Origin of the sequence: Lentzea albidocapillata, assembly GCF_000719115.1 — a bacterium.
Classification (GTDB): Bacteria; Actinomycetota; Actinomycetes; order Mycobacteriales; family Pseudonocardiaceae; genus Lentzea; species Lentzea albidocapillata.
On the sequence record NZ_JOEA01000005.1, the window covers coordinates 236,501 to 253,021 of the forward strand.

The following is a 16,521-nucleotide window of genomic DNA, read 5'->3' on the forward strand; positions in this document are numbered from 1 at the left end:
AGGTCACGCCGGTCCAGACGGCGTTCGACACCACGATCAGGGACGCGGGCCAGACCCGCGCCACGATCAAGGACCTCAACGCGCAGGTCGTGTCGCTGAGCCAGGACGCGCAGGTGGCCGGCAACGCGGTCAGCGACGCGCGGGCCAACGGTGCGCCGCAGGCCGAGATCGACCGGCTCACGCAGGAGGCCGACGCGGCGCACACCGCCTTGACCGACGCCCAGCAGCAGGTCGCCGACGTGAGTGCGGAACTCGACGCACAGCGCCAGGCCGCGACCGACGCCCGTGCCGAACTCCAGGCACAGCAGCAGGTCGCCGCCGAGGCCGACGCCGCCCGCACCGCCGCCGAGGACGCGCGCCAGAAGCTCGTGGACGAGCAGACCGCGGCCGAGCAGGCGATCAAGGACGCGGAGACCAGGCTCGACGCGGCCCGGCGCGAGGCGGACGCCAAACAGAAGCTGTGGTGGGACGCCAAGGCCAAGGTGGACACCGAGGTCACCTCGTTCAACACCACCGCGAACACCCCGCCGCCGGTGCCGCCCACGTCGACCACGACCGCCTCCACGACGACCCCGGACGCCGGCCGGACGCCGCCGCCGTCCCTTCCGCAGCCCGAGTCCGCGGCGGAGACCAGCAGGAGCGGTGCCGAGACGAGTTCGCCGCGTCCCGCTCCCGCGAACGGCGACGCCAAGACCGACGCGCCACCGAAGAAGGTCCGCGGCGGCGGTGCGCCGCCCGCGATGACCCCGCCGACCCCGGAGTCCCACCGGGGCAAGGACGTCCTCACCGACGAGTCGTGGCGGCACGACCCCGCGAAGACCGCCGACTGGTTCGCGCCGAGCAAGCCGGCCGACCCGAGCACGTGGGCGGACCGCAGGGCCGGCGCGAACGTCAAGACGGTCGACGTGGTCGTGCACGACGTCCGCACCGACAGCACGCCGTCGAAGCTGAAGTCCTACCAGGGCCTCATCAATTACGACCTGCGCCGCATCGAGACCTCGCCCGGCAACTTCGTGCAGGAGTACACCGTCAAGGTGCACCTCGACTCCGCCGCGGACCCGGACGTCGTCGCGCAGGTCAGGGAGAACGCCGCCAACGGCGTCGACTCGTTGCTGAACCAGGGTTTCCGGCTCCCCAGCGGTGACCAGTTCCACCTGAACCTGGAGTTCACCGACAACAGGGCCGACGCCCACACCAGCATCAAGGTCGACCCGGCCAACCCGAACGTCGACCAGACGCACTGGAAGCCCGGTACCAGTCCCGAGGTTCTCGCGCACGAGACGCTGCACTACCTCGGCATCCCGGACGAGTACAGCGACAAGTCGCGCGTGTTCCAGCAGCACGACACGAGCTCCGGTGTGCACAAGGACGACGGCGGCATGATGGGCGCCGACGTCCACGGCAAGGAGCCCGGTCTGCGGCCGCGGCACCTGTGGCTCGTCGAGCGCACGGCCAACAGCCAGGTCATGGTGCCCGACACCAGGCTGGACTCGCACGGCCCGGCCATCACGCCGCCGAGCACGACGCCGGACTCCACGCCGGACGGCGACACCCGGCCGGTGGTGCCGAAGCGCGACCGTTCCCCCGAGAGCGACAGCGGCACCCCGGTCGACGACCGGATCACCAAGAAGAAGCCGGCCGCCGACGCCTGGACCAACACCGAGGCCGGGCCGAGCAACACCGGCTCCGCGATGGACGTCGACTCGGACGACCGGAGCGACTCCGGCCTCGACAACCTGGCCGCGGAGCTGGACAAGCTCTCGCTGGGCGAAGTCGACTTCGCCTACAACCCCGCGTTCGCGAAGCTCGCCAACGGCGTCGAGGTCGAGCTGCCGACGAGGGAGAACTACCTCGGCAACCTGAAGAAGAGCGTCGAGGAGGGCAGGCGCCCGTCGTTCGTGGTCAACATGATCGTGAGCCACAGCGCGCTGAACGACCCCAAGGCCGACATCAACCAGGTCATCGACGCCATCACGAAGGACGCCGGTCCTCTCGGCAAGGACATGGTGTTCGTGATCGGCGTGAACGGCCCGACCGGCGCGGACGCGAAGATCGGCACCGAGATCGCCAAGGCGAACGATCACGTGGCGAACCGGAAGGAACCGATCGCCCTCGTGCCGCTGCCGCCGTTCGCGCCGAAGGACGGTTTCCCGTTCGGCCGGATGCGCAACGGCACGATGCACAGCCCTGCCACGAAGTTCGCCATCGGCGCGATGAACGGCAAGGGCACCCACCCGTACATCTCGTTCCAGGACTTCGACACCGGCTCGCGTCTCGTCTCCGGCAACCAGAAGGACGTCTTCAACCACGTCGCCGAGTCGATGAGCACGGAGGTGGGCCCGATCCGCCCGCTGCTGTACTCGGGCGGCTACCGCGTCGGTGACCCGGCGAAGCTCGTCACGGACACCCAGGCGCGGATCGACGCCGAACGGGCCTCGATCAAGAACGACACGACGCTCACGGCCAAGCAGCGCACGGATGCGCTCGCAGAGCTGAAGGTCGCGCAGGACTACCTCGCGAAACCGGAGTTCGCCGAGAAGTTCCAGCAGGCGATGAGCGACGACATGGACGCGCGGAGCCGCCAGAAGGACTCGGCGCCGCTGCTGCCCTACTCGCCGGAGCCCAACCTGTTCATGGACGCGGCGGTCGCGGTCGTGGACCCGGACGTCAAGTTCAGCGACGGCGGCAACGAGTTCGGCGACCTGAGCGACTCGATCAACGAGTTCGCCGGCAAGGAGCTCGTCGACCTCCACGAGAACGAGCTGCCCGCGCCACCGAAGCCCAGCGAGTCGCTCGCCGAGGCCAAGGCGAAGCTGGAGTCGGACATCGCGGCGGAGGGCCGTGCCCCGAACCCGGCCGAAACCGTGACCCTGCAACGGTTCCAGGCCGCGATCGACAAGGCCGAGGCGGACGTCGCCCAGCTCAGGTCCGAGGTCGAAGCGACCTACCGGGCCCAGCGCCCCGATCTTCCGCAGGCCACGATCGACTCGGCGGTCGAGGCGGTGGTCAACGGCTCGCTCGCGAAGAACACCATCGAGTCGGCCATCGACGTCGACATGCAGACCAACCGCAACCCCTACCGCGGCGAGAACTTCACCAGCGACTTCGTCAAGGGCGCGGTCGGCACCGACCTGTCCCGCCTCGCGCTCGGTTTCGCGAAGACCGAGGGCAAGCAGTGGCCGCAGTCGCACGTCGCGCTCACCTCGGTGACGAACCGCGCGTACGGCGGTCTGCCGGACGCGGACGGCAAGGTGGACAACAAGGCCGACAGGGCGGCCAAGGCCGACGTGTCCGGTGCGAAGATCCGCGACGGCTACGGCGACAAGAAGCCCAGGGCGAGCGGCGCGCCGAACCCCGGCAACAAGCCGCACTCGCAGCGCGAGGCCCAGCAGGTCACCCAGCACGAGTACAGCTACGACCCGCAGACCGGTGTCCGCACGGAGACGAGCAGGTCCGGCGGCTGGCAGCCGTCCCAGCTCGACGCGCTGCACCTCGGCTGGGAGGACAAGAACACCCTCGGCGGTGCGATCTCCGCGCCGATCCCCGGCCACGGCCACATGGGCGTGGACCCACAGGTCGACCCCACCACCGTCTACCCGGAGAAGCCGGTGGCGGAGAAGCCGGCCAAGGGCGAGAAGGCCCCGGCGAAGAAGCCCAGGACCGAGGCCGATGTCCAGCACATCGTGCCGGGCAACAAGCAGCAGAAGATGGCCACGATGCTCAACCTGGCCATGTCGGCCAACACGAGCAACGTCACCCGCACGTTCGGCACGCTGGAACACGGCATCCTGCCGATCGCCGGGGACCCGCGGCCCGACGGCCTGTTCAACGCCGTGCACGACGCCCTGACGAGCCAGGCTCCTCCCCCGGCGGCCGGTTCCAGCAAGAAGGGCAAGGCGAAAGCCGCTCCGGCGATCAAGACCGCGACGGAGTTGCGGGCCGGTGCGGTCCAGAAGGCCTCGATCTCCTCGCCCGCGATCACCAAGGAGATCGCGAGGTTCCGCCAGGAACACGGTCTGGACAACGGCCACCTGGTCACCGCGCTCGTAGAACCGGGCCCGCCGCCGCCGGTCACCGCGCTCGTCGAACCGGGACCGCCGCCGGTCACCGACCCCGCGGCCGACCCGTTCGCCCTGGCGTACCCGGCCGACGTCGCCAAGCTGGCCAAGGCGGAGGAACTGGCCGCCAAGCTGCTCGCGACCGAGATCGGCAGGCCGCTGAAGATCCACGGACCCGGCGGGTCCGTGACCGTCGAGCCGTTCTTCGAGCCACGGCCGGAGATCAACTCCAGGTCGTCCGAAGCGGACGTCAGGAAGGCGAACGCCTGGAGGAAGCCGGTGTTCCCGGCTCCGCTGGAGATCGACGCCCGCCTGCAGGACAACGGCAGGAGTGCGTTCACCCGGCACGCCCCGGCGAACCAGCCGCTCGACGATTCGATGGACACCCGCCCGGCACCGCCGCCGCCCGTCCAGGAGACGTCCACTCAGGACGCTCCGGCGTGGACGGCACCCGAGGCCGAGACGCGTCCGGCGCCGCCGACGCCGAACCCGGTCATCCCGATGACCACGATCGCGCCGCAGCCCGTCGGTCAGGTCATGCCGGGCACGCAGGCACTGCCGGGCTTCTTCCAGGACAACAGGGCGCTGGGCACGATCGCGCCGACGGACGTGCGGGGCGCCGAGAACGTCACGAACGCGATCGAGAACCTCAAGCCCCAGGACGCCGCCCGCATCCAGCAGGCGATCAACGGCGACTTCGAGTCGTTCCTGGACAAGGGCCGCAACTTCCAGGTCAAGATCGGCAACAACTGGTACGAGGCGAACATCCGCGCCACCATGCAGGCGCAGACGGACATCGCCCCGCAGGCCGCGCCGGGTGTCAAGGTCGACGCGACCGCGCAGTCGGGCAACTCGTCGTCGGCCACACACACCGTCGCCACGGCCAATGACATCGGCGCCTCGGCCACGGCCAGTGGCGGCGTCGGCGCGTACGGCTCGCTCGGCGGCAAGGCGCAGTTCGCCACGCCGGCGCAGTCGCAGAGCATGTCGTCGTCGCTCACCGACCAGCGGATCATCCGCGCGGGCGAGGGGTCGACGCAGGCCACCGTGAACGTGTCCTACGACATCACGCTGACCAACGCCGGCGGTGGGCTCAGGCCCGTCGCCACGGTCGACACCGATACCTCCGTGACGCTGCAGATCCCGAACGACCTCGCCGTGATCACCAACTCGGGCAACACCTCCGCCGCGGTCACGCCGGCGGACGGCAGGTGGGGCACCAAGCTCGAGCACCCCGCGCCCGAGGCGGTCTCGGTCGACAACCCGGCGAAGGCGTTCGCCGACGTGGCGCGCAAGCTCCACCCGTCGATCGTCAAGGTCGGCTCGCCCGGCCGTGAGGCGCTGCAGAACTTCCTGAGCCCCACCGAGATCCGCAACAACCTCGGCGCGATGCTCGGCGGCGCCTACGTCACGTCACCGGACCTGATCAGCCCGCACGCCGGCAAGGGCGCCGCGGTGCAGATGAAGGCGACGCTGCAGAGCGCGCAGCTCGTCGGCACGCTCGGCACCGGCCAGCTCCGCCTGCACGAGACCTCGGCGCACAGCAGTGGTGTGTCCTCGACGACCAAGTCCGGTGGCGACGTCACCGCCGGTGTCGGCTTCAACACCGGTCTGCCGAACGTCGTGGGAGGCCAGGCCGGTGTCACGGCCGGCTACTCCGCGCGCAAGGCGGAGAACGTCAACGCGGGCATCAACACCGCGCACAGGAGCGGCATCCAACTCAAGGGCGACACCGGTCTGTACAAGGTGACCGCCGAGGTCGAGGTCCGCACGCCCAGCGGTGAGAACGTCAAGATCCCCGTCACGACCTACCTGCGCGTCGGCCTGCCCGAGGCGGGCCAGATGGGCCTGCCGACGCCGGACGGCACGCGCCACTCCATCGTCGACGACTCCAACAAGGGCACGAAGTTCCCGCCGCCCTACATGGGTGACGCGATCGCCGCGGGCAACGCCAAGGTCGGCGAGTTCGAGGTCGCCGCGGAGGTCCAGACGCAGGTCGAGGACGCGCTGCGGGACATCCCCGGCATGGCCCGGTTCCTGCCGAGCTGGAACGACCCGGCCGCGAACCCGCGCAGCAGCAAGGGCAAGGCCTTCTCCGACGTGGCCGAGCAGCTCGCGAACCAGCGCAGGCTGACCTCGCAGCTCTCGCCGGCGGCGTTGCGGACCAACATGGACAGCCTCATGGGTCCCGGCGTCCAGGTGCAGCTGAAGAGCAGCAGCAAGACCACCAACACCTACGTCAACGTGACGGTGAAGGCCAAGGTCTCCGACCCGAAGCACCTCGGTCAGGCCGACGCGCGCAACGTCCGTGACGCGTCGTCGACCGGCCCGAAGCTCGACAGCGCCACCAGCACCACCAAGGGCTGGAGCGGTGGCGTCGAGGGCAAGGTCGTCATCCCCGGCGAGACCAAGCTCGTCAAGCTGACGCCGACGCCGCAGGCCGGCGTGAAGTACAACCACGCGTGGACCGACAGGACCTCGGCCGGTCCGACGGTCAACAGCACCTCGCTCACCGTCGGCAGCCCGAACGCCCAGGTGTTCCGCGGTGACGTGGAGTTCGAGGTCGAGATCACCACGTTCACCCGGCCGCGGGCCTGGGTGCGGCGGGTCGTGCCCGGCGCTCCCGGTTTCCACTCGCCGGAGCAGAGCACGGTGGCGAAGACCGGTGACGGAACCACCGGCCTCAAGCCCATCAAGGGCGAGGTCAACCTCTGGGTGTCGGACAGCTCCACTTTGGACTCCGATCCCGGCAAGGGTTTCGAGCCGGGCACGCCGGAACGGAGGCCCCTCAAGGACGCGCCGACCGTCAAGCAGCTCCTGAGCACCGGGCCCAAGGAGAAGGCACCGGACTTCCTGCATGTGGAGGCCGTCGTGAACACGACGGCGCTGCGCGACCAGGCCATCGACGCGCTCAACCGCGCGGCCGGTGGTGACTCGGCACTGACCGTGCCTGGCACCGCGTCGCGCGCCCAGATCGACAAGATGTTCTCCCCGGAGAACATCAAGGCCAACCTGCGCACGCTGACCGAGACCGGCATCCAGGAACAGGGCCTCAAGTACGACCGGCGCGTCACCGACCGCACCGGCGCGATCGGCGTGAAGTTCGGCCTGAGCAACCCGAAGATCGTGTCCATCTCGGACAACACCGCTACCGAGAACGCCAGCACCGGCGGCTACAAGGCCGGCCAGTCGTCGTCCACGAACCGGTCGGTCGATGTCACCGGCGGCGTCAACGTGCCGATCAAGCCGAACGCCACGCCTCCTCCCGCGGGTGAGCCCACGCCTGCCAGCGGTGCCGGTGGCGTCGCGGTGGCCGGCAAGCTCACGCCGTGGTCGGACTCGAAGTCGTCCGGCAAGGAGGTCGGCGGCAGCCACGACCGCAACTACGTGACGCCCGCGGGCGGCCGCACCGTGCTGGTGCAGCTCGACGCCGAGGTCACCGTGGTCGGCGAGAGCCGCGCGGCGAACTTCATCGCCGGTTCCACGCCCAAGGCCGAGGGCGCGACCGTGAACCTGCCGAAGTCCGTGTTCGTGCGGGTGACCGAGGACGTCGCCAGGGACATGGGGCTGCTGCCCGACGTGCAGCCGACCGTGCCCAAGCCCGACTTCCCGAAGATGGCGCCGCCCGCGACGGTGGCGAAGGGCGAGCCCAGTGCGCTCGGTCTGTCCACTGTGGAGAGCGTGCCGGACCTGACGGCCGTGGTCGCGGACCTCTCCGAGAAGGTCAACGCGAAGACGGCGAAGCGCTTCGGCGCTCCGCTGCTGCCGGACTCGGTGCTCAACGACTCGATGAGCAACCTGCAGCGCCTGGTCGACTTCAGCTCGCCGGCCAGCGTCAAGGCGATGATCGACAGTGCGCTGGACGGCGGCGTGCCGCTGCTGGTGCACCAGCCCGGCACGTTCGGCAAGGACTCGTTCCAGGTCACGTTGCGCGCCAAGGCGGACACCCCGCAGTTCCAGGACGTCGTCAACGACGGCGTCGAGATGGAGTCGACGATCGCCGGCTCGCACAGGGTGACCGACGGCCAGGGCCGCGGCACCGGCTGGGGCATCGGGCTCAAGGCGCCCGGTCTCGCCTCGCCGGGCAGCGCGAACCCGAACGTCTCCGGCACCGCGGGTGTGCTCGCGGCGGCGAACGTCGGTCAGTCCAAGAGCAGCTCGGTCAGCACGTCGACGACCGACCAGTTCGCGAGCTTCCGCGCGGGAAGCGGACCGGCGGCGCGCTACACCGTGCCCATCGAGTTCGAGCTCGTGGTGGAGAAGGGCGACAAGCTCGTCGCGAGCGCGCCCAGCGGCCCGCAGGAGATGACCGTCCGCCTGCACGCGGACAACCAGAAGGTCGACGGCTCGGCCGCGCCGCAGCCCTACACGAAGGACCAGAACGCCCGCCCCGCCGACCAGGGCACCCCGCAGGCCGCCTCCGGCTGGCAGCAGGAGGGCAGCCCCTCCGCGCTGCCACCGGGCTCGTCGGTGGAGAACCTGCGCGGCGCCCAGGACCTGCGTGCGGCGACGATCGACGCGCTGAAGGCGGCGGGTGCGAACAAGGGCCTCACCGGCAAGGGCACGGGCGCGTTGAACAGCCTGCTGGCCACGCTGAGCCCGGAGAACCTGCAGCCGCACCTGCCCGGCATGCTGTCCGGCCCGCTGAGCGTGCCGGGCCTGCACGAGGCCGCGCTGACGTTCGGCCAGGACGCGGACGTCAAGGTCTACGCCAAGCTGGTCGCCCCGACGCTGGGGTCGCTCAGTGACGGCGTGGCGCTGGAGAACCCGACGTCACAGGTCACCGCGACCAGCACCGACTCGAAGGTCACCGAGAGCGGCGACGTGTCCGTCGGGCTCGCGACCGGCGGCGCGGGGATCAAGCAGAACACCGACCCGAAGGACAACGTCACCTTCGCCACGAGCGGCGTCGAGCTGCGCCACGCCGGCGAGGACTCCACGGCGAACTCCGGCGGCCAGACCGACAACAAGGTCAACAACCTCAAGCCGAAGGCCACGACCGGACTGGTGCAGTTCGGTGTCGAGTACCGCGTGGTGGCGACCATCGGCGGCAGGACCGCCGTCGTCGACCTGTCCGTGCCGAACTCGGCCGCGGTCCGGATGCCGGCGTCGGACGCGCAGACCTTGCTGGGCAAGGACTTCAGCCCGGAGCTGGCGACCGCCCAGACCGAGGTGAAGACCGCGGCGGACGCCTGGCGCACCGCAGAGGTCGCCGTCGACACGGTGCGGCACGAGGCGCAGCAGGTGATCAACACCTCGGCCACGGTGCTCGCCAGGGCCGACTCCGCCTTCACCCCCGTCCAGATCGACTACAACAACGCGATCCAGACGCACCTGGACGAGCAGGCGAAGCTCCCGGAACTGGAGACCAACGCCGAGACCGCCCGCCTGGAGGCGCAACGGACGCTCGACGCGATCTCCGAGCTGTCGCCCAAGGTCGGCGGCTTCGCAGCACTGGCGATGACCGCGCAGTTCGAGGTCGACGACGCGAAGTCGGACGTCGAGGCCAAGGCGAAGACGCTGCGGACGCTGGAGGACCAGCTGGCCGCGGCGCCGGGCAACGCAGCCCTCCAGGCTCAGGCCGACGCCGCACGTCTGGCGCACACCGACGCCCAGACCACGTTGCGCACCGCGGAAGGCGCGTTCACCGGTGCGAGGGCGAGCATGCAGGACGCCCAGCACCGGCTCGACGCCGCCAACGACGCGATCGACGGGCTGCGTGCGGAGGCCGCCGCCCGGCGTGCGGACCTCGTGGCGCAGCAACAGGTCGTGGCCCAGGCCGAGGCAGGACGGATCGCGGCGCAGGCCCGTCACGACCAGGCCGCGGCCCAGCTCGCCGCCGACCACGCGGCGCAGAGGGCGCTCGTCACGGCGGCCGAGACCAGGCTGAACGACGCCCGCACGACGGCGGACGGCCGTCAGCAGGAGTGGTGGGACAAGAAGGCGGTGGTCGACCGGAAGATCGCCGAGTACAACACCCCGCCGGACACGACCACGACGTCATCCATTCCCCCGCCTCCGCCGGCACCCGAGACGTCCTCGTCCACTGAGGCGTCGACGAGCAGGGACGCCGAGACCCGTCCGGCACCGCAACCGCCGTCCACCGAGGCGAGCACGTCGGGCACCCAGGCACCCGCCGGCGTGCCGGACGTCGTGGTGGAGAGCCATCTCAAGGCGCTGACCGCCGACGCGATGACGAACGCCTCTCCGCTGGCCCGGCAGGTCGAGTCGGCGCTGCGGTCGAACCCAGGCCAGTCCGAGGCGGGCATCGACCTGCTGCGGGCGTCGGTCGTGCTCGACACGAGGACCGACGACATCGCCACGATGATCCAGCGGCACGGCGCCGAACCGGTCGCGCGGGCGTTCACCAGGGAGTTCGGCCGCCCGATCATCGAGACGGCGCAGATCGCGCAGTTCGGCGATCTGAGCACCCCGCAGAGCCGGGCCGCGTTCGACGGCTGGGCACACCGGATGTGGGAGACGGTCGGCAACACGCCGTCCTACACCTCGAACCCGGACAAGCTCGCCGCCGACGTCTTCAACCACGACCAGGGTTACAACCACGGCACGAACTTCGCGCAGGAGACGGCGTTCACGGACCTGGTCGGCGCACCGTCGCCGGCCGACGCGGAGATCATCCCGTCCGGCGCGAACGTGAGCCCGGAGGCGTTCACGGACCACCGTTCCGAGATCGACGACGACCCGGCCCCGTCCGCTCCCCCGATGGACGCGCCGACGTCCACCGTGCCGCCCGCCGACCCGAGTCCGTCGCACAGCACGGAGACGAGCGCGGCGTGGTTCGACCCGCAGCACCCGGTGTCCTCCCAGGCCATCGCGGACGTGCGCGCCACGACCCCGGCGACCAGCTGGGTGCGCGGCGAGGACGGCGGTGTCCTCGACTCCACGAAGGTCGGCCCGCACGGCATCGCCATGAAGGCCTGGCGCGGCCCGATCGCCTACGACAACCGCGTTCTGGACGTGGACGGCGTGCCGGTCCGCGACTTCACCGTGCGGCTGCACCTGAACAACGGCGACGCCGACGTCCAGGACCGCACCCGCGCGGGCGTCGAGGAGCTGTACAACCAGGGCTACCGGCTGCCCGGCGGCGAGCAGTTCCACGTCACGGTCGAGTTCACGAACGACCCCGCTGACGCGCACGCCACCATCGACGTCACGAACGACCCGGACGGGCGGGCCAACCAGCTCACCTGGCCCGCGCACACCGATTCGCGGCGCCTGGCGCACGAGGTCGGGCACTTCCTCGGGTTGCGCGACGAGTACCTGGAGACCGGCGACGTGAAGCCGATCTTCCAGCACGAGGACGGCAGGGGACGCGTCGTCAACGACAACTCCCCCATGACCCAGGGCATCGACGCGGCGGACGCCCGGCTCAAGCCGCGCCACCTGCAGCTGGTCTCCGACCGGATGGCGGCGCTGCAGACGCACAACCCGCCGCAGCCAGCGGTCGAGGAACGCTCCGAGCTGCCTCCGCCGAACATGCCGAAGCGCGGCAACGAACACCTGCCCATCGACCCGGCCGGGGACGCCGTCAAGCGCGCCCGCGAGGACCTCGCCGATCTGTCCATTGAGGACGACGACGCCGAGATGACCGAGCAGGAAGCGGCGCCGTTCAACGAGAACGGCGTGCACAACGCGGCCTACGAGAACCTGGCGCAGGGCCACCCGCTCACCCAGATCACCGCGGAGAACTACCTGCAGCGGACGCAGGAGAGCATCGACGCCAACGAGAAGCCGTCGTTCGTGGTCAGCATGATCGTAGAGGCGAGTAAGCTCGACCAGCTCGACAATGTGATCAACGGTGTCATGGCCGGCTCGCAGGACATGGACGGCCGCGTGGCGTTCGTGCTCGGCGTGAACGGCGCGACGCAGGCGGAGATCGACGCCTCGATCGCCGGCGCGACCCCGTCGGTCAACGGCCGCACGGAACCGGTCGCACTGGTGAGCGTTCCGCACGGGCCCAAGGGCTTCAAGTTCGGCGAGACCCGCAACGCCACGCTGGACAGCGACGCCCACGTGTTCGCGGTGACGGCCCTGGCGGCCACCGGAACGCACCCGTACGTGGCGGTCATGGACTTCGACGCGGGCGACCGCACGACCCGGCAGGGCGGGCACGTCTTCGACCACGTCACGCGGCTCATCGACGGCACGGTCGGCGACGACGCCGTCGACCCGTCGCGGCCGCTGATGATCGGCGGCGGGTACCGGGTCGCCGTCACGCCGGAGCAACTGCACGCCGCCGTCCTCACGCGCATCGGCGACGACTCGAAGACCACGGACGCGCAGAAGGAGACCCTGCGGGCGAAGCTGGCCGAGCCGGACTTCCACGAGCGGTTCGTACAGGTGATCGACGCGGACATGCACGCGCGCCGGACCCAGCAGGGCATCCACCCGTTGCTGCCCTACACGCCGGAGCCGAACCTGTTCGTCGACGGCCTCGTGCCGCTGGCGGAGCCGAAGGTGCGGTTCGGCGAGGGCCAGGCGGAGTTCGGGCAGCTCGGCCAGTCGCTCAACCGGTTCTACGCCGCGGAGCTCGCCAAGCTGCACACCCCGGCCGACGCCGCGGACATGGACGCCGCCACCGAACGCGCCAAAGTGGACGTTCAGAACAACCGGCACCCGGTGCGCGGCCAGGCGTTCACGACCGACTTCGTGGCGGGCGACACCGGCACCGACCTGTCCAGGATCGCCTACGGGCTGATCAAGGACGGCAAGCTGCCGCAGTCGCACACCGCGCTGCCGAACGTGTCGGAGCGGTTCCTCGACGGCAAGTCCTCCAAGGCGGGCACCAAGTTCGCCGACGAGCGCGAACGTCTCGCCACCGGAGCGCACGCGGTAGTCGAGCCGTTCCTGCCGCCTGCGGACGGGCAGACCACGAACACGTGGAACCCGCCGGCCAAGATGAAGACCCAGCTCGGCGCGCCGCAGAAGAACCGGATGAACCCGGCGGTGTCCGCGCCGATGCCCGCGCCGTTCGAGCAGGTGCAGGCGGGCATCCAGAAGGACCAGAAGGTCGTCGCGGCCCACGGGCTGGTGGCGTCCGACCACGTGAGCACCGCGCGGCGGCAGCTGCGGTTCCTCAACGAGGACCTGCTGGTCCGCCAGCCCACGCCGCCGGTCACCGCCAACGGCCTGTACGCGGTCGTCGGCCAGGCCCGCGGGGTCGATCCGGTGACGCTGCGCCGGCAGGTCGTCGGACTGGCCGCCGGCCACCGGGCCGTGACCAAGGCCGTGGCGGACTACTCCGTCGGCAGGCCGATGCACCAGGGCCACCTGTACGGGGCACTGGTGGAGAACCAGAACTGGCACATGCACGCCGACGCCGCCGAGAACAGCGGCTGGACCAACGCCCGTGACCTGCTCGGACACCTGATCGCGACGCAGCAGAGCGTCAACGTCCGGATCCACCAGGAAGGCCACGAGCCGGTGCTGCTGCGTCCGATGGGCCCGCCGTTCCCCGACACCGTCGAGGTCGAGGTGGTGATGGACGGACGGCAGGTCACCTACCGGCCGTACCAGCCGCCTGGAGGGCTGCAGCCGGACGTGCAGATGCATTAGCGTGACCAGCGTGGACGAGTTCGCGCAGGCGCTCCGGACGGCGATCACGAATCGCGGTCTCGGTCTGGAGCGCCTGCGCGAACACCTCTCCCAGAACGGCGTGACCGTCTCCATGGCGACGCTGAGCTACTGGCAGACGGGCCGCAGCCGGCCCGAGCGGCAGAAGTCGCTGCAGGCCGTCGTCCACTTGGAACACATCCTGGAGCTGCCGCCCGGCCACCTCTCGGAACTGCTGGGGCCGCCGCGCCCGCGTGGCCGCTGGCTGCGCAACGCCCCGGCGCCGATGTCCGCGTTCTGGTCCCCGCAGACGCCCGTCGAGCACGCGCTGAACGGCCTCGACACGCAGTGGGACGACCAGCTCCTGCGCGTGAGCCAGCAGGACTTCGTGACGATCGGGGCGGACCGCACCGAGCGGGTCTTCCGGTCGCGGCAGGTGCTGTCGGCGTCGATGACCGGGCCCGACCGGTGGGTCGTGATCATGCACATCGACGACCACGACCGGCCGTTGCCGCTGGTCAGCGCCCTGAAGAACTGCACGGTCGGCCAGGTGGTCCGCGAGCCGGCCGAGGGGCTGCTGGTCGCGGAGCTGCTGTTCGAACGGCCGTTGCGCAAGGGCGAGAGTGTCGTGATCGAGCACGAGCTGGTGAACCAGGACCCGTGTCCGCCCGCGACGAACTACGAGCGCAAGTTCCGGCTGCCGACGCGGGAGTACGTGCTGGAGGTGACGTTCGAGGGCGCCCCTCCCAGCTCCGTCACCCAGCTCGCGGACGGGTCCGCCGTCGCCGCCGGCCGCACGCTGCTGGACGTCGCTCTGGACGTGCAGCCCGGCGTCCGCGGCTTCAGCTGGACCTGGTGAACCCCCTGGAGCTCGGGACCAGTGCGGCTGCTGCGGGGGCAGCGAAGCAGATGACCGCGCAGGCGCCCAGCACGACGCCGGCCCCGAAGTGGTCGATGGCCGGTGCGATGAAGGCCAGGCCGACCGGCGCGAGGCCGAAGGAGAGCAGGAAGTCGAGCGAGGAGACGCGGGCGAGCTTGCCCGGCTCGACCTCTCGCTGGACCGCGGTGAACCACGGGACGTTGAACAGCTCGATCCCGACACCCGCCACGACGTACACGGCGATCAGCACGAACCAGTGCACCGGCAGCAGCAGGGCCAGCGGGACCAGGCCGTAGCAGGCCAGTCCGGCCAGTGCGGCCCATCCTGGCGTCTTCGGACGCCAGCGGCCGATCAGCGCGGCTCCCGCCAGCGCACCGAGGGTGTACGCGGTCGTGGCGGCCGCCAGCACCGCCTCCGTGTCGTAGCGGTCGCGGCTCACCACCGGCAGCAGGACGGCCGTGGCGGAGTAGCCGAAGGCGACCATCGCGGTCAGCGCGCCGAGTCCGGAGAGCAGCCACGGATGGCGGCGTGCCTCGTTCAGGCCTTCGAGGAAGTCCGCCGCGAAGCTGGCCTGGGCGGTGGTGCGATCTGGTGCCCTGGTGCCTTGGGGGAGCACGAACGCGGCGGCCAGCCAGAGCGCGGCGGTGATGATCAGTAGTGCCCTGGCGTCGACCAGGAGCGCGGCGAGAGCGGTGAGGCTCGGGGCGGCCAGCGTGGTCACCCTGATGGCGAGGGTGGTCGCGGCGTTGGCCTGCTGCCGTTGCGACTCGGGAACCACCTCGGCCACCATCGCCTGGAACGCGGGCCGGCAGCCGGCCTGACCGGCACCGACGATCGCGGCCGCGGCGGCCATGAGCACCAACGACCTGCCCATGCCGAGCGCGATCACGGGTGTCATGACCGCGCCGGTGAGGCACGACCAGAAGACCACGTTGCGTCGTGAATGGCGATCGGCGAGCACACCGGCCACGGGTACCACGACCAGGAAACCGACGGTTCTGGTGGCGAGGACGACGCCAAGTTCGACGGCGGTGATCGAACGTTCGAGAACGGCCAGGCCGAGCACGAACGGCAGGGCCCACATCGCGAGCCCCGACGCGGTCGTGCCGGTCCACAGCCGCAGGAAGGCCACGTTCTTCAGGACAGATGGTGCCGTTGCTTTCTCCGTCACGACGACCAAGGCTTCACTACTGGCGGACTCCTGACCACACTATTCCCGGTGACCACGCAACAGCCGGGTGTTCCCCCGCGCCTTGAAGGGAACACCCGGCTGTCGTGGTGTGCTGTCCGTTGTGGACAGATCAGCCGATCTTCTCGATCCGCGCGTTGCGGATCAGGAACTTGCCCGGCTCACGGACCTGTTCGAAGGCCGCGTTGTTCAGCAGCGCGCAGCTGCCGGACACCGACGCCACCTTGACGGTCGTGGACTTGTTGTTGTCGAGGTTCGTCACCTTGAGCGTGGTGCCGATCGGGAACGTGCCGCTGGACGCGGCGGGCGCGCCACCCTCACCGGACAGCGTGACGGTCGAGCCGTTGCAGACCTGCTGGCCGGTAGCGCCGTTGTCGTTGCCCTGGTTCGCATCGGGCTGCTGGGTGGGCTGGTTGCCGGCGTTGTCGTTGCCCTGGTTCGCGTTGCCCTGGCCGGCGTCGGCCGCGCCACCGTCACCCGCGCAGCCCGCCGCCTTGCGTCGCTGCTGGATGAGGTCGACCACGGCCTGCCGGTTCGCGATGCGCGCCTCGGACTGCGAGTCCGGGCTGGACTTCTGGCCCGCGATGAAGCTCAGGTTGTTCTGCAACGCCTTGTCCAGCCCGCCGCAGTCCTCACCGGACGTGGCGGCCTGCCCGGCTTCGGGCTTGGCCTGGACGTTGTTGCCACAGCCGGCCGCCGCACGCCGCTGGTTGATGAGGTTCACGACCTGCTGGCGGTTCTGGATGCGAGCGTCCGACTGCGCGTCGGGGTTCGCCTGCTGACCGGCGATGAAGGTCAGGTTGTTCTGCAGGGCGGTGTCC

Annotated in this window: 4 protein-coding genes (1 of these 4 running past the window's edge); 2 read left to right on the forward strand and 2 right to left on the reverse strand. The window is 70.4% G+C overall.

Going from position 1 to position 16,521, the window contains the following annotated elements:
• Positions 1-13,634 carry the 3' portion of a hypothetical protein gene (locus IG04_RS0108010; RefSeq protein WP_030475913.1) on the forward strand. The gene continues 13,417 nt to the left of window position 1, outside the view, so the window shows 13,634 of its 27,051 coding nt (coding positions 13,418-27,051); the start codon falls outside the window, past its left edge; the stop codon is at positions 13,632-13,634.
• A gap of 10 nt (positions 13,635-13,644) precedes the next feature.
• Positions 13,645-14,490 carry an XRE family transcriptional regulator gene (locus IG04_RS0108015; protein ID WP_245815858.1) on the forward strand — a complete coding sequence of 282 codons (846 nt, stop codon included), beginning with the start codon at positions 13,645-13,647 and terminating at the stop codon, positions 14,488-14,490.
• On the opposite strand, the gene IG04_RS0108020 is transcribed toward IG04_RS0108015, so the two are convergent.
• On the reverse strand, positions 14,474-15,682 hold the full coding sequence (locus IG04_RS0108020) for an MFS transporter (protein ID WP_030475915.1): 1,209 nt from the start codon (positions 15,680-15,682) through the stop codon (positions 14,474-14,476). The genes IG04_RS0108015 and IG04_RS0108020 overlap by 17 nt on opposite strands.
• 130 nt (positions 15,683-15,812) lie before the next feature.
• On the reverse strand, positions 15,813-16,415 hold the full coding sequence (locus tag IG04_RS42350; RefSeq protein ID WP_420843947.1) for a hypothetical protein: 603 nt from the start codon (positions 16,413-16,415) through the stop codon (positions 15,813-15,815).
• Positions 16,416-16,521: the final 106 nt, after the last annotated feature.